A 17889-nucleotide genomic window follows, 5' to 3' on the forward strand; every position below is an offset into this window, starting at 1 on the left:
GGACTGATCCGGATTGCTGCGCCCGGCGCGGTCCAAAGCAATCGCGACCGGGCTCTTCTGCAGTGCTTTGCCTTTCGGACATGTACTTTCCGCATCGGGCGTGCCGGCTTCCTTCGCCAGCGCGACGCGGTCGCTTTTTTACCGGACATGATTGAAATGGAATTCCTGGACCATGCTTGACATCAAATGGATACGCGACAACCCGCAGGTTCTGGTGGAGGCGCTGGTGAAGCGCGGCCAGCCGTCGGACGTGGCGCGGTCGACTGTCGAGGACGTCATCGCCAGGGATGAGGGCCGCCGCAACCATATTTCCCAGTTGCAGGAGGCCCAAGAGCGCCGCAACGCCGCTTCGAAGGAGATCGGCAATGCCATGCGCAACAAGGACATGGCGCTGGCCGAGAAGCTGAAGGAGGAGGTCGGCGCTATCAAAGCCTTCATCCAGGGCGGCGAGGCGGAGGAGCGCCGGCTCGACAAGGCACTCTTCGATGCGCTCGCCGTGTTGCCGAACGTCCCATTGAACGACGTCCCCGTAGGCGCTGACGAGGATGACAACGTGGAGATCCGTAAGGTCGGCGAGGTGCGCCAGCGGCCGAATTGGGCAAAGGAGCATTTCGAGATCGGCGAAACGCTTGGCCTCATGGATTTCGAGAGCGCCGCGAAGCTCTCCGGTGCCCGCTTCACCGTGCTGAAAGGACAGCTCGCGCGGCTGGAGCGCGCACTCGGGCAGTTCATGCTCGATCTCCACACCACCGAGCATGGCTATACCGAGGTGCAGCCGCCACTGCTGGTCCGCGACGAGGTTCTGTTCGGAACGAACCAACTGCCGAAATTCGAGGAAGACTTGTTCTTCACGCCGCACGCCGGCTCGCGTCTCGGCCTGATCCCAACCGCCGAAGTGCCGCTCACTAATCTGGTTCGCGAGCAGATTCTGGCGCAGGAGCAACTGCCGCTGCGCTATACAGCCCTTACGCCCTGCTTCCGTTCGGAAGCAGGTTCGGCCGGACGCGATACGCGCGGAATGCTGCGGCAGCACCAATTCTACAAGGTAGAACTCGTTTCCGTCACAGATCAGGAAAGCTCGATCGCCGAACACGAGCGTATGACCGAATGCGCGGAGACTGTGCTGAGGAAGCTGGGACTGCCCTATCGCACGGTCGTGCTTTGCACCGGCGACATGGGCTTCGGCGCACGTAAGACCTACGATATCGAAGTCTGGTTGCCAGGCCAGAACGCCTATCGCGAAATCTCGTCCTGCTCCGTCTGCGGCGACTTCCAGGCGCGGCGAATGGATGCTCGCTACCGGGGCAGGGAGGATAAGGGCACCCGCTTCGTCCACACGCTGAACGGGTCGGGTGTGGCGGTCGGTCGTGCGCTGATCGCCGTCATGGAAAATTATCAGAATGAGGATGGCAGCGTAACGATTCCTGAGGTGTTGGTGCCTTACATGGGCGGCACGACCAGAATTGAGACGAGATGACCGGCGCGGAGGCGAGAAGATGCGTATCCTCCTGACCAATGACGACGGGATCCATGCCGAAGGGCTGCAGGTGCTGGAGCGCATCGCGCGTCAGCTTTCGGACGATGTTTGGGTGGTTGCTCCGGAGACGGATCAGTCCGGATACGCGCATTCGCTGTCCTTGTCCGAGCCGCTCAGGTTGCGAAAACTCGGCGAGCGCCACTACGCCGTGCGCGGCACGCCGACCGACTGCGTCATCATGGGCGCCCGCAAGCTGATGCCGGGACTTCCCGACCTCATCCTGTCAGGGGTGAATTCCGGTTCCAACACCGCCGACGACGTGACCTATTCCGGCACCGTCGCAGGTGCCATGGAAGGGTGTCTTCTGGGGATACGCTCGATTGCCTTGAGCCAGGCCTACAATTTCTACAACCAGGAACGGATCGTTCCGTGGGAGGTGACGGAAACCCATGCGCCGGCACTGCTGGATCGGCTGATCAAGATCGATCTTCCGGCTGGCGTGTTCCTCAACGTCAACTTTCCCAATTGCCGGCCGGAAGAGATCCGCGGCACTGTGGCCACCGCCCAGGGCAAGTTGGTCCACGGCCTCTGGATCGACGAGCGGGCGGATGGCCGCAATTTCCCGTACTATTGGCTGCGTTTCGGCCGTGAACCGGGGGAGATGAAGCCAGGAACCGACATGGCCGCCCTGCGCGACAGGATGATTTCGGTGACGCCGCTGAAACTCGACCTGACGGCGCATGAAGTGAAGGACGCGCTGCAGAAGGCGATTGCATGAGCCCCGAAGAGCGCGAAGGTTTTGCCGCATTCATGCTCAGGCTTCGCGGCAACGGTATCGTGACCAAGGAGCTTGTGGCTGCTTTTGAAGCCACGCCCAGGCGCATCTTCATTCCCGGCCAATGGCAGTCACTGGCCTGGTCGGACCGGATGATCCCGATCGAATGCGGCGAGGCGATGGAAGGGGCGGACCTGCAGGCATCCGTATTGCGGGCGCTCGACATGCAGCCCGGGGTCCGCGTGCTCGAAGTGGGTACCGGCACCGGTTTCACCGCCGCGGTCATGGCGCGGCTGGCGGCTCGCGTCGTCACCATCGACAGATACAAGACGCTTGCCGAACAGGCCCGGCAGCGTTTCGAAGCGCTCGGACTGGCCAATGCCTTCGTGCGACAGGCCGACGGTTCCAACGGCCTGCCGGGCGAGGGGCCTTTCGACAGGGTTCTAGTCTGGGCGGCGTTCGACAATCTGCCCCGGCCTTTCGTCGACCAATTGTCCAGCGGTGGCGTCATGATCGCGCCGATCGGTCCGGCCGAGGGTGTTCAGGATGTTGCAAAGCTGACGAAGGTCGGCAGCCGCTTCGAGCGCGAGGATATCGGCCAGGTACGCCTCCAGCCGATTCTGAAGGGCCTTGCGGCGGCCATTTGACTCGAAAGCGGCTTGACGCGGGCGCCCCTGAGGGATGGTCGCGTGAGGCCGATCTCGGAAAAGTTTCCCAAACCCTCAAAATCCTTTCGATTTCAGTCTCCGATCCTTCGCCGCTTAACCGACCGGTAAGATTAACGCGCTTTAATCATGCCAGTTCGGCATCCGGTACGTATGGGTCTAGCGATGCGTTTCAGCGTTCTTAAAATCAACGGTCGTGTCCTGGCGCGCACTGCCGCGATCGCTCTGGTCGGTGGCGTTGCTGCAGGGTGCAGTTCAAGCGCCATGCGCTTCACCGATGGTGTGGATGGCATTTTCACCGCCTCCACGGATAATCAGCGCAATATCATCCGTCCGGGGAGCCAGCCTTATCCCAGCGACGTCCAGGCGGCGCCTGCCGGATCCGTCAGTCGTGGCAATCTCGCGCCGGCGCAGTCCACGATCGCACCGGTGGCGCAAAATCCGATGCCGCCTGCGCAGCAGCAGGTCGTGACTGCTCCAAGGCAGACGCCGAATGCCCAGCCTCCTGCCTACCCGAAGGTTGCTGAAGCCAAGCCCTTGGAACAAGCGGAGCCACCGCGGATGCCTGCGGGCAACGCCCCTGTTCCTGCCCGTACGCCCTCCGACACCGTTGCAGTCCTGCCTCAGGCGCCCAAGGTCAAGGATCGCGAGCCGGCAGCTCCGACCGAATCCGGCAAGGCCAACACCGCGTCGGCTACGAAGGGGAGCTACACCGTCCAGGAAGGCGATACGCTCACCGCCATTGCACGCAAGACAGGTGTGAGCGCTGGGGCACTGAAGAGCGCCAACGGAATGACGGACGGCCTGATTCGTGTTGGCCAGAAGCTCACGATCCCGGCGCCGGCCGCGGTCCAGACCGCGAGCGCCAAGCCTGCGGCAGTCGATCCCGCGACAACCGCCTCGTCGGCTCCCGTCAAGAAGGCAACGGAGCAGGTGTCCGGCTATACGCCGCCGAAAAAGGCGGAAAAAGTAATCGAGGACGCGGAGCAACAGGCTGCCATCGCTCCCGATTCCACCGGCATCGGCCGCATGCGTTGGCCGGTTCGCGGGCGCATCATCTCAGGCTATGGCACCAACAGCGGCGGCAAGGCCAATGACGGCATCGACATCTCCGTGCCGGAGGGCACATCGGTCAAGGCGGCCGAAAACGGTGTCGTGATCTATGCGGGTGATGGCCTGAAGGAGTTCGGCAATACGGTTCTCGTCCGTCACGAGGACGGCCTCGTCACTGTGTACGGTCACGCGAGCGAGCTCAAGGTCGCGCGCGGCGAGAAGGTCAAGCGAGGGCAGGAAATCGCCCGCTCCGGCATGAGCGGTTCCGCCGATACGCCGAAGCTGCATTTCGAAGTGCGCAAGAACTCTTCGCCTGTCAATCCCTCGAAATTCCTCGAATAGTCCTCGTCACCAGCGCGGGAGGCGATGTCGCGCCCCCCCAGCTTTTACCGGCCGCTCCTACGTTTGCCTGAAAGGGCATACCCAGGAGCGGCCGAGTTGTTTGGACTGTCATGACTTGACGCGTTGCGGCGGGACATGTAAGAAACCATAAGGTTAAATAACCATATGGTTTGATGGTCGTGCGAACCGATCCGTTGAGTGAGACATTCCAGGCGCTGGCCGACCCGACGCGCCGCGCTATCCTGGCGCGACTTGCGCTCGGCCCGGCTTCGGTGACCGAGCTTGCCCAACCCTTCAACATGTCCGGACCTGGCGTCTCCAAGCACCTCAAGGTGCTGGAGCGCGCCGGGCTCATCGAGCGCGGCCGCCAAGCGCAATGGCGGCCTTGCCGACTGATGGCTGCGCCGCTCAAGGAAGCCGCCGTCTGGCTCGAGGACTATCGCGCGTTCTGGGACGAGAGTTTCAACCGGTTGGACAGCTATATCGAGGAATTGCAGGCAAAAGGAGGTTCGGATGGCCGGCAATGAGCCCGTAGCCACGTCATACGCGCTGGAGATTTACCGTTTTTTCAACGCGCCGCGCAGCCTCGTGTTCAGGGTCTGGACGAGCCCAGAGCACCTCGCGCGCTGGTGGGGGCCGAAGGATTTTTCCGCGCCGTCCCTGTCGATGGATTTCCGGCCTGGCGGAAAATACCGGCACGCCATCCGGTCCGCTGAAGGAGCAGAATATTGGATGCGCGGCGTCTACCGGGAGATCGTCGAGCCGGAACGCATCGTCTTCACCTTCGCATGGGAAGAGGACGCGTCCCAGCCGACAAATGAGACGCTGGTCACGGTGACGTTCGAGGACCATGGCGGCAAGACGCGGCTGACTTTCCGGCAGGAGCCTTTCGATTCCGTCCAACAACGAGACTCGCATGCCGAGGGCTGGGGCGAATGCCTCGATCGGCTGCTGGCTCATCTAGCGAGGGACCAGTGAGGAAAACATATCACGGAAGCTGCCATTGTGGCGGCTTGCGCTTCGAGGCGGACATCGATCTGAGTGAAGGAATCCGTAAGTGCAATTGCACTTTCTGCCGGAAGGTAGGCTATCAAAAATCCTTTGCCTCGTATGAAGGGCTGCGTATCGTGCAGGGTCAGCAAACCATGCGCGATTATCAAGCGATACCTTCCTCCTGGCCCGCGGGCGACATCAATCACTATATGTGCCCGCATTGCGGCACGCATACCTTTTCGCGTGGCTACCTGGAAAAGGAGATGGGCGGCGACTTCTGGGCGGTGAACGTCGCTTGCCTCGATGATGCGACCGAGCAAGAACTCGATGCCGCCCCGAAGATTTATGAGGACGGCATCCGAGATCGGCAGGACCGCGCGCCAGCGATTACCGGATACCTCTAGAGCATTTCGCAGCCGACCGGATTCGGTCGGCGTCGCGAGAATGCGGCAAAAACAAAGACCTAAAGCAAAGCGTGTCACCCGAATCCGAGTGCCAGCGACATGCTTTAGTCTGACGCTCTGCCAAAGAATGAACGCCGGTTTTGCTGCGCTTACCTTGCGTATGCGATCGTCAGGCCCGGCGGGCAACCAAGTCGGCGAACCGCTGCAGGTACAGCGGCCAACCTCGATCCCCGCCAATACCGTCGCGTACGCTTTCCCAGCCTTCGCCGTGGCGTTCGAGGTTTCGGTGCTCGATCTCGACGCGCGTCCGGTGCCTCGCCTCGGCGATAAACCGCACTTCCCACTCGCTCGTCTTTTCCGAGTCGGTTTCGATCCGCCACTGCGGGGTGATGTTCCAGCTCAGGAGCACCCGGTTGGGCGGCTCGTAAGCAAGCACGCGTGCCACCGACACTCGCTGCCGTCGACGCCCCGGTCGTAGAGATAGCCGCCGACCCGAGGCTCGAAAACCGTCTCGGCGATCTGGACGGCGAGCAGATTATTTTCTGCGGGTTTGAAACTGCCGAAGTCCTCGGTGAAGACCTTGAACGCGCGCGCGATCGGCGCCTCGACCACGATCGACTGTTTCACGGACGTGTTTGCTGCATGAGCGCTCATTCTGACTCCTCCGATGGTCGCTCGACGGCCACCTTGTAGGCAGCCAACGTCTTGCTCCAAAACCGGTCGAGTTCCGCGCGAAGCTCTGCCAGGCCATCGGGATCGACACGGTAGATGCGCTGTTTGCCGGCCCGCGTGTCGATCACGAGCCCGGCGTCTTTGAGCACTTTCAGGTGCTGCGAGACCGCCGGCCGGCTGACCGGTACGGCGCAAGACAATTCGCCAACCGAGCACGGATGCTCGACCAGCAGCTCGAAAATCGTACGCCTCGTCGAGTCGGCGAGGGCGGTCCAACCACTTTTCGCGTAAGTCATTTCTAACGCGTAACGTAGATTTGTGTGTGACCACTGTCAAGCTTGCCGTCTAGCGGTGCTTGGCGAGTGCGGCCGCCAGCGCAGCAACGTCCCGTCGCAACGCTTGGCGTCGATGAGGCGCGATGATCGCGCTGGGCGTTGGCCACGCACTGGCGAACGCCCAGCCACCTGATTGCTGGCGGAGAGGAGCCGGCAGGCGGCCCGAAGGCGCTCGACGCCTATCGGGTCCAACCGGGCGCTCTATACCCGCCCTGTCCGCCGGCGCCGCGCCGCGGGCGTTTCAATCCTTGAGCGCCTGACCGAGGCGTCCGGCCAGATCTTGCGTGAACTGCCAAGCGACACGCCCGGAGCGGCTGCCACGTGTCGTCGCCCATTCCAGCGCTTCGGCCCTCAATATCTCGGGGTCGATATCGAGGCCGTGATAGGCGACATAGCCGTCGATCATCGCGAGATACTCGTCCTGCGAGCATTTGTGAAAGCCGAGCCATAATCCGAAACGGTCCGAAAGCGAGACCTTCTCCTCGACGGCCTCCGAAGGATTGATCGCCGTGGAGCGCTCGTTCTCGATCATGTCGCGCGGGAGGAGATGGCGACGGTTGGATGTCGCATAGAAGATCACATTTGTAGGACGGCCCTCGACGCCGCCTTCGAGCGCCGCTTTGAGCGACTTGTAGGACGTGTCGTCATGATCGAAGGAGAGATCGTCGCAGAACAGGATGAAGCGATGCGGCGCCTTCTTCAGGATAGTCATGAGCTTGGGCAGCGTATCGATGTCCTCCCGGTGGATTTCGATCAGCTTCAGGGGATCGTCGCCTCGGGTGGCGTTGATGTGAGCGTGCGCAGCCTTGACGAGGGAGGACTTGCCCATCCCGCGCGCGCCCCACAGCAGCACGTTGTTGGCGGGCAGGCCGGCGGCGAACCGTTCCGTATTCTCCACCAGAATGTCGCGGACACGGTCGACGCCTTTGATGAGGCCGATATCGACACGATTGACGCGGGTGACTGACTCCAGCTCTCCGGGATCGGCTGCCCATACGAAGCAGTCCGCGGCAGTGAAATCGGGCGCGGCCGCCCGGGGCGGGGTTAGGCGGCCGATCGCCTCGATCAGCCTGTCGAGTTTCTGTTCGATCGTTTCGGCATTATTCTGGGACATGAGGGCGGTTTTCCACTGCTGTGCGTATGGGCCGAGCCTCTAACACGCGAAAAATGCGTCGGGAAGCGTCGTGGGTCTGGGCTTGCCGCCGAATTTGTTGCAAAGCAGGCATGACCGACTATATTCCGGCCAACTTTCAAGGGGGCCGGAGACGGCCCCGTTTTTCCGTCTCAGGAGTTTTTTCGATGTTCGTGACGCCGGCATACGCGCAGACCGCGGGGGGCACTCCCGACATGTTCATCAGCATTTTGCCGTTTGTGCTGATTTTCGTGATCATGTATTTTTTGATTATCCGCCCGCAGCGTCAGCAGCTCAAGAAGCGCGGCGAGATGCTCGCGGCCATCCGTCGCGGCGACACTGTGGTTACCGGTGGCGGCCTGGTCGGTAAGGTGACCAAGGTGAATGACGGCAACGACGAACTGGAAGTCGATCTCGGCAATGGACTGAAAGTGACCGCGTTGCGCTCGACGATCGCCGACGTGCGCGTCAAGGGCGAGCCCATCGCCAATCAGAACGCCAAGAAATAACCGCATTAGGGGTGGAACGGCTGCGGTTTCCGCCCGACCGGACGAGGCAAGATGCTCTACTTCTCACGCTGGAAGACTATTTCGATCTGGCTGGTCGTGCTCCTTGGCGTGATCTTCGCCTTGCCGAACATGTTGTCGCAGTCGACGCTCGACAGCATGCCGAACTGGCTGCCCAAGCGGCCGATGACACTGGGCCTCGACCTGCAGGGCGGATCGCACATCCTGCTTTCCGTCGACCGCCAGGACCTCGTGACGGAGCGGCTGAACGCCACACGTGACGATATCCGCACGCTGCTGCGCGACGCCAAGATCGGCTATACCGGGCTGTCGGGTACGGGCCGCACCGTTCAGGTCAGGATCCGTGAGGCGAACGAAGTCGATGCGGCGAAGACGGCGCTGGCGCAGCTTACCCAGCCGGTTTCGTCGGGTGTCTTCGGCACCACCGCGGTCAACGAGTTGACCCTTGACGAGCCGGAGCCCGGCTTGCTGCGTTTTACGCTCACCGAGGAAGGGATCGACTATCGCGTTTCCAGCGCTGTCACACAGTCGATCGAAGTCCTCGGCCGTCGCGTCAACGAACTCGGGACCACCGAACCGATAATCCAGCGCCAGGGCGCCGACCGCATCCTTGTCCAGGTTCCCGGCCTGCAGGACCCGCAGCGCCTGAAGGAAATTCTCGGCCAGACGGCCAAGCTCACCTTCCAGATGGTCGACCAGTCCGTGCCGGTCCAGGAGGCGATCCAGGGCAGGCCGCCGGCGGGCACGACGGTGATGTATTCGCAGGACGATCCGCCTGTACCTTATCTCATCGAGAACCGGGTCATCGTTGCCGGCGAGAATCTCACCGATGCACAGGCAACCTATGACCAGCGCACCAACGAACCTGTCGTCTCGTTCCGTTTCGACGCCAAGGGCGCCACGCGTTTCGGCCAGGCGACACAGCAGAATGTCGGTAAGCTTTTTGCCATCATCCTCGACAATCAGGTCATCTCGGCTCCGCAGATTCGCGAACCGATCCTCGGCGGCACCGGCCAGATCTCCGGCAACTTCACCACGCAGAGCGCGAATGATCTTGCCGTGCTGCTGCGCGCCGGTGCCTTGCCCGCCGACCTGACCATCGTCGAGGAGCGCACGGTCGGCCCGAGCCTCGGCGCCGACTCTATCGCCGCCGGCAAATTCGCCGCGGTCATCGCCGGCGTGCTGGTGGTGGCCTTCATGCTAGTCGCCTATGGCAAGCTCGGCTTGATCGCCAATATCGCCCTGGCAGCGAATGTGGGATTGATCATCGCCATCCTGTCTGTCCTCGGGGCGACGCTTACGATGCCCGGCATTGCCGGTATCGTGCTGACCGTCGGCATGGCGGTCGACTCCAATGTGATCATCTACGAACGCGTCCGCGAAGAGCGAAAACAGGGACGATCGCTCGTCCAGTCGCTTGACGCGGGCTTTGCTCGGGCCTTGGCGACGATCGTCGACGCCAATTTCACGACCTTTATCGCCGCCGCGATCCTGTTCTTCCTGGGTTCGGGCCCGGTGAAGGGCTTCGCGGTCACGCTCGGCATCGGCATCATAACCACGGTGTTCACCGCCTTCACGCTCACACGTTGGCTGGTTGCGGTATGGCTACGCCGCTATAGGCCGAAGGAGCTTCCCAATGGCCTCATCCGGTTCGTACCGGACGATACCACGCTGCCTTTCATGGGCTGGCGCAGGTACGCCTTCACCCTGTCGTCGATTGTTTCGATCGCCTGCGTGGTGCTGTTCCTCACGATCGAGATGAATTACGGCATCGACTTCCGCGGCGGTACGAGCATCGAGGTGCAGGCCAAGGGCGACCAGGCGGACTCGGCCACGGTGCGCGCGGCGCTAAGCGAACTCAATATCGGCGACGTGCAGGTCCAGGAATTCGGTACGGCTCGAGAGCTGCTCATCCGCGTCGAGGGCCAGCAGGCCGGTGACAACGCCGAGCAGAGCGTTGTCGAGAAAGTTCGGATGGCGCTCGAGGACGACTATGACTTCCGTCGCGTGGAGTCGGTTGGGCCTACCGTATCATCGGAACTGGCCAGGGCAGGCACTATCGGTGTCCTTGCCTCGCTCGTGGCGATGCTGATCTACATCTGGTTCCGTTTCGAATGGCAGTTCGGCCTGGGCGCGGTAATCGCCACGGTGCACGACGTAGTCATGATGGTCGGCCTGTATGTGGTCACCGGCCTGGAATTCAACCTGACAAGTATCGCCGCCATTCTGACCATCGTTGGTTATTCGATCAACGACACCGTCGTCGTGTATGACCGTGTTCGCGAGAACCTGCGTAAGTACAAAAAGATGCCCATCGAGCAGTTGCTCGACCTGTCGATGAACCAGACATTGTCGCGTACGGTGTTGACGGGCGTGACGACGCTGCTAGCTCTGGTCGCGCTCTATCTGTTCGGTGGCGAGGTCATCCGGTCCTTCACCTTCGCGATGATCTTCGGCATCCTGGTCGGCACCTATTCGTCGATCTTTGTCGCGGGCCCGTTGCTGATCCTGTTCAAGCTCCGCCAGGAGGGCTCCGGCAAGGAGGAGCAGGACAAGAACGCATTGCCGCCCTCGGCCCAGCCGTCGAAGACCTGAGCGCATGGCCGGGGGAATTGTCATCCGCGAGGCGCATTTTCCCGGCCGCGCACCGATCGAGGCCTACGGCAATGGCGGCTTTCGTTTCGCCGACATGTCGCACCGCGGCTCTATTCTGTGCCTGCCTTCCGGTGTCTATGGCTGGGAACCTGCCGACCCCGCGAGCCTGAACGCCGACGATTTTGCTAGGCTCCTGGCGGAGGCGGACGATATCGAAATCCTGCTGGTCGGAATGGGCACCGACCTGCGCCCGCTCGGGCAAGCACTGCGCAACGTCTTCAAGGAGGCGCGCATTTCGGCCGATCCGATGTCGACAGGGGCGGCGGTGCGCACCTACAACGTCCTCCTGGCCGAAGATCGCGCGGTTGCGGCGGCGCTGATCGCCGTCGAATAGGGCCATGAAAGAGTCTGACGGCCAGGTGGCCGACATTTTGCGCGCGGCCGATCGCGACCGTTATCTTTCAGCGCTTTATGCGCCGGCGGAGAAGCGGGAAGGCTTGTTTGCGCTTTACGCCTTCAATGCCGAGATCGCGGCGATCCGCGATCGAATCCGCGATCCGTTGCCCGGCGAGATCCGGCTGCAATGGTGGCGCGACGTGCTGGCTGCTCCGAAGGGCGCCGGCGAAGGCCACCCTGTCGCTGTCGCACTGATCAAGACGATCGCCGCCAATAGTTTGCCGCCGGCGGCCTTCGACAATTATCTCGAGGCACGCATCTTCGACCTCTATGACGATCCGATGCCGAGCCGGGGCGATCTCGAAGGTTATTGCGGCGAGACGGCGTCCGTGATCGTCCAACTCGCGGCCTTGATCCTCGATCGCGCTTCCGCGCCGGATCACGCCGAACTCGCCGGCCATGCCGGTTGTGCGCAGGCGATTGCCGGTCTCTTGCGGCTTTTGCCGATGCATCGCGCCAGAGGGCAGTGTTATGTCCCGCGCGACATCCTGTCGGCGGCCGGGACCTCGCCTGAAGAATTCATAGCCGGTGACGCCCCGGAGGCGCCCCGCCGCGCCGTCGAGGCGATGATTGCCTTGGCCAATCACCATCTGAATGCGTTCCGGGAGGGGGCTCGGCGTCTTCCGCAAAGGCTGCGTCCCGCTTTCCTCCCGGTCGCGCTTGTTCCGGCCTATCTGGACAAGCTGGCCCGCGATCCCGGCAGGGCGCTGCGCGTCCCTGCCGACATCTCCGAGGTCAGGCGTCATTGGATCATGTTCCGAACCGCCGTCCGTGGGTGGCGGTGAGGACGGCACGATTGACGTAAACGTCAGTAGTTCGAGCCTCCACCCTGCGCTGCACCCCAAGGGGAGAATTTGGCTGTCGGTGACCACAGCACTCGAATTGCGACGTTGCTGATTGCGAAAAGCGAAAATGAAGGCCAATCTCCCCCCTTGTGGGCTACGAGATTCACACATCCGGCTGAGCTGTCTGGAACACCTCTCATCCGACCGCGCTTGGCGCGGCCACCTTCTCCCACAAGGGGAGAAGGGGGGAGTTTTGCACAAACGCTCATGCCAATCGCCAGCGCTGGCGATTGGCATGAGCGCTGCGGCCGTCTTGCCTTCTCCCCTTGTGGGAGAAGGTGGCCGACAAGCTTGTGACGCGGCCAAGCCGCGGCACAAGCGCCGGAGGTCGGATGAGGGGTATTCCAGAGACCGCCGACGATACGCAAGATGTGTGAATGTCGTAGCTTTGTGGGTGAGATGTCCGGCAGGACAGAGGGGGGTGGACAGCGCCACCCGATGCATCCCACTATTCGGCGGCGGCAGCCGCCTTGTCGAGCCCGAGCCAGGCGCGGCAGTCCGCAAGCGCCCGCGCCGTAATCGCCTTCTTCTTCGCGATCGACTTTTCCTTGCCGCGCAGGCGCTTGCCTTCGACCTTGGGCACCTCGGCAGCGGGGAACAGCCCGAAATTGATGTTCATCGGCTGGAACGAGCGCTTTCCCGGCTCGTCCTCGGAGACGATATGGCCGCCGGTGATGTGGTTGAGCAGGGCGCCGAAAGCAGTGGTTGCCGGCGGCGAGGGCAGGCTCTCCCCCAGGCGTTCCGCTGCAGCGAAGCGGCCGGCGAGCAGCCCGATCGCCGCGCTCTCGACATAACCCTCGCACCCGGTGATCTGGCCGGCGAAACGCAGGCCGGGGCGCAACTTGAGCTGCAGCGAGCCGTCGAGCAGGGTCGGCGAGTTGATGTAAGTGTTGCGGTGCAGGCCGCCGAGCCGCGCAAATTCCGCATTCTCCAGGCCAGGGATCATCCTGAAGATGCGTGTCTGCTCGCCATGCCTCAGCTTGGTCTGGAAGCCGACCATGTTGTAGAGGCTGCCGAGCGCATTGTCCTGACGAAGCTGCACAACCGCATAGGGCTTGACCGAAGGGTTATGCGCGTTGGTGAGGCCCATCGGCTTCATTGGTCCATGCCGCAGGGTCTCCGGCCCACGTTCGGCCATCACCTCGATCGGCAGGCAGCCGTCGAAATAGGGCGTTCCTTCCCACTCCTTGAATTCGGTCTTCTGCCCGTCGAGAACGGCCTGGATGAAGGCCTCGTATTGGGCCTTGTCCATCGGGCAATTGATGTAGTCCTTGCCGGTGCCGCCGGGGCCGACCTTGTCGTAGCGCGACTGGAACCAGCAGACATTCATGTCGATCGTGTCGAAATGGATGATGGGTGCGATCGCGTCGAAGAAGGCGAGGGCGTCGGCTCCAGTGGCCGCGCGGATGGCCTCCGCGAGAGAGGGCGCGGTGAGCGGCCCCGTGGCGATTATCGCTTGATCCCACTCCTCGGCCGGCAGGCCGGCGACCTCCTCGCGGACCACAGTGATGAGGGGATGCGCCTCGATCTTCTCGGTGACGGCCGCCGAGAAGCCGTCGCGGTCGACGGCCAGCGCACTGCCTGCGGGAACCTGATGCGCGTCGCCGGCTGTCATGATCAGCGAGCCCGCCAGACGCATCTCTGCGTGAAGCAGCCCGACGGCGTTGGTCTCGGCATCGTCGGAACGGAACGAATTGGAACAGACGAGCTCGGCCAGTCCTTCGGTCTTGTGCGCTTCGGTTCCGCGCACCGGCCGCATTTCGTGGAGGATCACCGGAACGCCGGCCTGTGCCGCCTGCCATGCGGCTTCCGAGCCGGCCAGCCCGCCTCCGATGATGTGGATAGGTTTCGTCGCCTTCGTGCTCATGTCGGCCGGAATAATCCTCGCATCAGCGAAAAGCAAGGAATGGAGGCTGTTGCATTCTTGCCTCTCTCGGCCCGCGATCTTCAACGGGTAAGGCAAGCCGGATTGCGGCCCGCCCGGCCTCCCGCTAATCATCGTGCATGAAGAGCCGTTCGGTAGCGCCCGCCTTGTTGTTGGTTCTTGCAGGTGCCGTTGCCGGATGCACCTCCGCGACAAGCCGTTACGACGCGCAACTCAAGAAGGTCGATCCAGCCCGGATCTATGTCTGCCACGGTTTTGATTGCTACCTTAAGACCCGCCTCGACATCACTGCCGCCGATGCTCGCCGGTTCTCCCAGATCATGGCGTCGGGCGCCGCATCGCCGCAGGCGGAGCGAGCGGCTATCTCCAAGGCCGTCCAATATTTCGAAACGCGGGCTGGCGAAGCCATCGGCGTGCGCGACGAGCCGAAGTCGAGCTTCGGCAAGTCGGGAGAGAAGGGCCAGATGGATTGCATCGACGAATCCACCAACACCCGGTCGCTTCTGCGTTATCTCGCCAAGCGTGGCCTGCTGAAATACCACACGGTGGAAAGCAACGTCTCCCGCGGCCTCTTCATCGATGGCCGCTATCCGCATTCGACTGCGGTGATCCAGGAGAAAGGGGGCGTCAAATGGGCGGTGGATTCCTGGTATGCGCCAATGGGTGGCGCGCCGGACATCATCCCCTTGAGTGACTGGCTGCCGCGCGGCGTGCTTTCAAGCGGTGCCCTGAACTGAGGGGCTGCAACCAGCGTCCATAATGCCTGGATAGTCCTCCAAATGCACAACACCCGCCGGGGGAGGAGATCCGGCGGGTGTCGTTTTGGTCGGCCAGCGTCGGGAGGAGGAGAAGCTGGCCGCATCTGTCGGGACCTGGGAGGAGGTAGGTCCGGACAAGATCTCTAGATTCGTCGGTCGCTTCCCGATCGGGGAAGCTTGGGAACAACACCCGCCGGGGGAGGAGGTCCGGCGGGTGTCGTTTTGGTCGGCCAGCGTCGGGAGGAGGAGAGGCTGGCCGCATCTGTCGGGACCTGGGAGGAGGTAGGTCCGGACAAGATCTCCGAATTCATATGTCGCTTCCCCTCGGGGGAAGCCTGGGAACAACACCCGCCGGGGGAGGAGGTCCGGCGGGTGTCGTTTTGATGGCCAGCAATCGGGAGGAGGTGAAAGCTGGCCTTATTCGCCATGGCCTGGGAGGAGGTAGGCCGGGGCGAAAACCCGTTGTTCGTCAGATCGACTTGCGCGCGACGTAAGGAATGTCGCTGCGGCTGATGCCGAGGTCGTTCAGTTCGCGGTTCGACAGGCGGCTCAGCTCGGACACGGTTTCCCGGTAGCGGCGCCAGTTGCGGTAGTTGCGGATCAGGTTCATCTCAGTCTCGTTTCGTCTTTATTCTTGCGGTTTGTCATTCGTGAACGATGCGTAGATAGACGCGTCGCCCGAGTTTTTGAAGAGCTGTTGCTGCATGGCAGCAATGCAGATTGTGCAATGCACCATCACAAACCATTCGCATTTGCGGCAAAATTTTACCCGAATCAAAAATCTCGCAACGTCAAGGACTTGCATCGGGTCTTGCGAGTAGGCAGCGTGCTCCGGGAGAGGAATCCGATATCGATGGTCGCCTACGCCACCCAGGTAAAGAAGGACATCGCACGCTGGGTCGAACGGGGCTTGATCGACTCCGGCACAGCGGACGCGCTTTCGCGGGATATCGACGCACGCCGGCGCGCTTCGTTCGGCTTCGGCACCATCCTAGCGATTCTGGCGGCCATTCTGTTCGGCGCCGCCATTCTGCTTTTCGTGGCGGCGAACTGGGAGGTGATGCCGAGGCTCGCGCGCGTGGCGCTTCTCTTCTCCACGGTCTTTGTCGGCTATGTGGGCGGAGCGCTGTTGAAGCTGCGGGGCCACGAGGCGCTCGGCGAAGCTCTGTGGCTGGTCGGGGCGGGCGCCTTCGGCGGGTCGATCGCCCTCGTCGGGCAGATGTATCACTTGCCCGGCGACGAGGCCGGCGCGGTTCTGACCTGGTGCCTCGGCACCGGTCTTGCCGCCGCCGCCCTCCGCTCCGGCCCCTTGACGGCGGCAGGCGTCGCTCTCGCCGCCGGGTGGCTGTTCATGCGGGGTTTCGAATCCTGGGACGCCGAAGGCTTCCCGCACCTCTTCCTGCCGATCGCTGCCGCTCTTTGGCTCATCTCCTACTGGACCGACAGTCGCGTCGCGCGACATCTCCTCCTGCTGTCGCTCATTTCCTATGTGGCGCTGCTCGCTATGGTCCACGACACCGTTGCCGTGGCGACAGGGCTGGCAGCGGGCTCGGCAGCCCTTTTTGCGCTGGCTGTATCGGCGTCCCAGGCCACGGAGGGCGTCGCTCGGATCGGGGGGAATCTGCCGACCTATGGCCTCATTGGTTTCCTGGTCGGCATGGTGTTCCTGCAACTCGATACGGAGGAGGTGGGACGGCTGGTCGGCACCGCCGCCGTCACACTCGCCGGCATCGTCGGCGCACTTTTGACGGCCGGAAGGGACAACAGGGCGCTGCGTTGGATCGCCTATCTCGGCTTTGCCTTCGAATTGTGCTTCTTATATGCCGTGACGCTCGGCACCATGCTCGGCACGGCGGGCTTTCTCCTGGCGGCGGCGTTGATCTTGGGCGTCCTTGCCGTCGTCATCATCCGCGTGGAGCGCCGCATGGCCACTCCGGCCGAAGGGAGCGCGGCATGATGCGGGGCTGGAGACTTGTCGTTGCGGCCATCGTCTTGTCACTTGTCCAGATCGGCTTCCTCGGTTGGATGATCACTGGCCGCGCGGCGATCCTGCGGGGCGGCGCGGAAGTGCTTCTGAAGGTCGAACCCGTCGATCCACGCGATCTCTTGCGGGGCGATTATGTGTCGTTGAGTTACGAGATCACGAACATTCCGACGAGCATCGTCACCAATGTCCGAGAGGGAGCGTCCGTCACGGAGGCGGGTCCGATCTTTGTGCGCCTGCACAAGGAGCCCGATGGCTTCTGGCGAGCCGTTTCGGCGTCGCTCGATGTTCCGGCCTCCGCGCCGCCGGAGCCCGGTGAGGCCGATATCAGAGGCGAGGTCATCTCGGGACGGCCGCTGGAGGCGGGCGGCTCGGTGCGTGCCCATTACGGGATCGAGCGATTCTATCTGCCGGAAGGCACGGGGCGGGCTATAGAGAATGACATGCGCGTGCGCCCCTTCGCCATGCGGGTTGCGATCGCCAAGGACGGGACTGCCCAGATCAGGGCGCTCGTCGACGAGGGCAAAACGCTTTTTGAGGAACCGCTTTACTAGCTCAGGTCCGCACGGCGATCGCGTCAGTCCCGCCATCGCGGGTGGCAATGGAGGTGCGGGCGAAACCCTGGCGGCCATCTGGCGTCCGGGACGATCTCATTCGCAGACGGGCAGGGTGCGGCACTGAATGGAGCGTGAACGTCCTTGAAACGCGGGAGTTCTCGCGTTTCAACCCCATGGCGAACTGCTTCAGGCTCTGTCCTGGACGCCGGTAGCGCCTTCCTGTTCCGCGCAATGGGCACAGCAGTAGATAATGTCGTCCTGCTCTACGCCGTGCCCGATGATGCGGCATTCGCAATGCGGGCATGTCGGCGCAAGCTTGTGGATCGCGCATTCGAAACTGTCGAACGTATAGGTCTGGCCGCCAGACATCACCTGAAACGTCTTGTCGTAGTCGTTGCCGCACTGATCGCATCGGGCCATGGGAAATCCTCCTG

The 17889-nt window shown here is 62.6% G+C and carries 21 protein-coding genes; 14 read left to right on the top strand and 7 right to left on the bottom strand.

What is annotated here, in order from left to right; genetic code table 11:
- Nucleotides 1-172 precede the first annotated feature (172 nt).
- From serS to ACCO56_RS12120, 7 genes are all read left to right on the top strand, one after another.
- On the top strand, nt 173-1477 hold the full coding sequence (gene serS, locus ACCO56_RS12090) for a serine--tRNA ligase (RefSeq protein ID WP_433640935.1): 1305 nt from the start codon (nt 173-175) through the stop codon (nt 1475-1477).
- Between the two features lie 19 nt (nt 1478-1496).
- On the top strand, nt 1497-2255 hold the full coding sequence (gene surE, locus ACCO56_RS12095) for a 5'/3'-nucleotidase SurE (protein ID WP_433640937.1): 759 nt from the start codon (nt 1497-1499) through the stop codon (nt 2253-2255).
- Nucleotides 2252-2899: a protein-L-isoaspartate(D-aspartate) O-methyltransferase gene (locus ACCO56_RS12100; protein ID WP_433640938.1), complete on the top strand. Its 648-nt coding sequence runs from the start codon at nt 2252-2254 to the stop codon at nt 2897-2899. The genes surE and ACCO56_RS12100 overlap by 4 nt, the downstream gene beginning before the upstream one ends.
- 183 nt (nt 2900-3082) lie before the next feature.
- Nucleotides 3083-4312, top strand: coding sequence for a peptidoglycan DD-metalloendopeptidase family protein (locus ACCO56_RS12105; protein WP_433640939.1), 1230 nt, complete (start codon nt 3083-3085; stop codon nt 4310-4312).
- A gap of 173 nt (nt 4313-4485) precedes the next feature.
- On the top strand, nt 4486-4839 hold the full coding sequence (locus tag ACCO56_RS12110) for an ArsR/SmtB family transcription factor (protein WP_433640941.1): 354 nt from the start codon (nt 4486-4488) through the stop codon (nt 4837-4839).
- Entirely contained in the window at nt 4826-5290 is a 465-nt protein-coding gene (locus ACCO56_RS12115) for an SRPBCC domain-containing protein (RefSeq protein WP_433640943.1), read from the top strand. The genes ACCO56_RS12110 and ACCO56_RS12115 overlap by 14 nt, the downstream gene beginning before the upstream one ends.
- Entirely contained in the window at nt 5287-5709 is a 423-nt protein-coding gene (locus ACCO56_RS12120; RefSeq protein WP_433640945.1) for a GFA family protein, read from the top strand. Before ACCO56_RS12115 ends, ACCO56_RS12120 begins: the two co-directional genes overlap by 4 nt.
- Nucleotides 5710-5878: 169 nt before the next feature.
- Here ACCO56_RS12120 and ACCO56_RS12125 read toward each other — a convergent pair whose 3' ends face one another.
- The 4 genes from ACCO56_RS12125 to ACCO56_RS12140 form a co-directional block, all read right to left on the bottom strand.
- On the bottom strand, nt 5879-6145 hold the full coding sequence (locus ACCO56_RS12125; protein WP_433640946.1) for a hypothetical protein: 267 nt from the start codon (nt 6143-6145) through the stop codon (nt 5879-5881).
- The gene (locus ACCO56_RS12130; protein WP_433640947.1) at nt 6109-6363 is read right to left on the bottom strand and encodes a hypothetical protein; all 255 of its coding nucleotides are present in this window, start codon (nt 6361-6363) and stop codon (nt 6109-6111) included. The genes ACCO56_RS12125 and ACCO56_RS12130 overlap by 37 nt, the downstream gene beginning before the upstream one ends.
- Complete coding sequence (locus tag ACCO56_RS12135; RefSeq protein ID WP_433640948.1) at nt 6360-6677, bottom strand: ArsR/SmtB family transcription factor; 318 nt, start codon at nt 6675-6677, stop codon at nt 6360-6362. The genes ACCO56_RS12130 and ACCO56_RS12135 overlap by 4 nt, the downstream gene beginning before the upstream one ends.
- A 280-nt stretch (nt 6678-6957) precedes the next feature.
- Complete coding sequence (locus tag ACCO56_RS12140; RefSeq protein WP_433640949.1) at nt 6958-7830, bottom strand: ATP-binding protein; 873 nt, start codon at nt 7828-7830, stop codon at nt 6958-6960.
- Nucleotides 7831-8015: 185 nt separating this feature from the next.
- Between ACCO56_RS12140 and yajC the strand changes: the two genes are divergently transcribed.
- The 4 genes from yajC to ACCO56_RS12160 are packed head-to-tail and all read left to right on the top strand — an operon-like array spanning nt 8016 to nt 12211.
- Complete coding sequence (gene yajC, locus ACCO56_RS12145; protein ID WP_433640950.1) at nt 8016-8357, top strand: preprotein translocase subunit YajC; 342 nt, start codon at nt 8016-8018, stop codon at nt 8355-8357.
- Between the two features lie 51 nt (nt 8358-8408).
- Nucleotides 8409-10970, top strand: a complete 2562-nt coding sequence (gene secDF / locus ACCO56_RS12150) for a protein translocase subunit SecDF (RefSeq protein WP_433640951.1) — start codon at nt 8409-8411, stop codon at nt 10968-10970.
- 4 nt (nt 10971-10974) lie between these two features.
- Nucleotides 10975-11364 carry an Mth938-like domain-containing protein gene (locus tag ACCO56_RS12155; RefSeq protein WP_433640952.1) on the top strand — a complete coding sequence of 130 codons (390 nt, stop codon included), beginning with the start codon at nt 10975-10977 and terminating at the stop codon, nt 11362-11364.
- A 4-nt stretch (nt 11365-11368) separates the two neighbouring features.
- Nucleotides 11369-12211: a phytoene/squalene synthase family protein gene (locus tag ACCO56_RS12160; protein ID WP_433640953.1), complete on the top strand. Its 843-nt coding sequence runs from the start codon at nt 11369-11371 to the stop codon at nt 12209-12211.
- A gap of 508 nt (nt 12212-12719) precedes the next feature.
- On the opposite strand, the gene trmFO is transcribed toward ACCO56_RS12160, so the two are convergent.
- Nucleotides 12720-14138 (bottom strand): methylenetetrahydrofolate--tRNA-(uracil(54)-C(5))-methyltransferase (FADH(2)-oxidizing) TrmFO, encoded by a 1419-nt coding sequence (trmFO, locus tag ACCO56_RS12165; RefSeq protein ID WP_433640954.1) that lies wholly within the window; start codon nt 14136-14138, stop codon nt 12720-12722.
- Between the two features lie 137 nt (nt 14139-14275).
- Here trmFO and ACCO56_RS12170 point away from each other — a divergent pair, with 137 nt between their 5' ends.
- Complete coding sequence (locus ACCO56_RS12170) at nt 14276-14893, top strand: hypothetical protein (protein ID WP_433640955.1); 618 nt, start codon at nt 14276-14278, stop codon at nt 14891-14893.
- A 490-nt stretch (nt 14894-15383) separates the two neighbouring features.
- On the opposite strand, the gene ACCO56_RS12175 is transcribed toward ACCO56_RS12170, so the two are convergent.
- The gene (locus ACCO56_RS12175) at nt 15384-15524 is read right to left on the bottom strand and encodes a DUF1127 domain-containing protein (protein WP_433640957.1); all 141 of its coding nucleotides are present in this window, start codon (nt 15522-15524) and stop codon (nt 15384-15386) included.
- A 243-nt stretch (nt 15525-15767) separates the two neighbouring features.
- On the opposite strand from ACCO56_RS12175, the gene ACCO56_RS12180 reads away from it, so the two are divergent.
- Nucleotides 15768-16871, top strand: coding sequence for a DUF2157 domain-containing protein (locus ACCO56_RS12180; RefSeq protein WP_433640959.1), 1104 nt, complete (start codon nt 15768-15770; stop codon nt 16869-16871).
- Nucleotides 16868-17452, top strand: a complete 585-nt coding sequence (locus ACCO56_RS12185) for a GDYXXLXY domain-containing protein (protein ID WP_433640961.1) — start codon at nt 16868-16870, stop codon at nt 17450-17452. The genes ACCO56_RS12180 and ACCO56_RS12185 overlap by 4 nt, the downstream gene beginning before the upstream one ends.
- Nucleotides 17453-17641: 189 nt before the next feature.
- On the opposite strand, the gene ACCO56_RS12190 is transcribed toward ACCO56_RS12185, so the two are convergent.
- Nucleotides 17642-17875 (bottom strand): hypothetical protein, encoded by a 234-nt coding sequence (locus ACCO56_RS12190; protein ID WP_433640963.1) that lies wholly within the window; start codon nt 17873-17875, stop codon nt 17642-17644.
- Nucleotides 17876-17889 lie beyond the last annotated feature (14 nt).

Origin of the sequence: Mesorhizobium sp. 1B3, assembly GCF_050958605.1 — a bacterium.
GTDB lineage: Bacteria > Pseudomonadota > Alphaproteobacteria > Rhizobiales > Rhizobiaceae.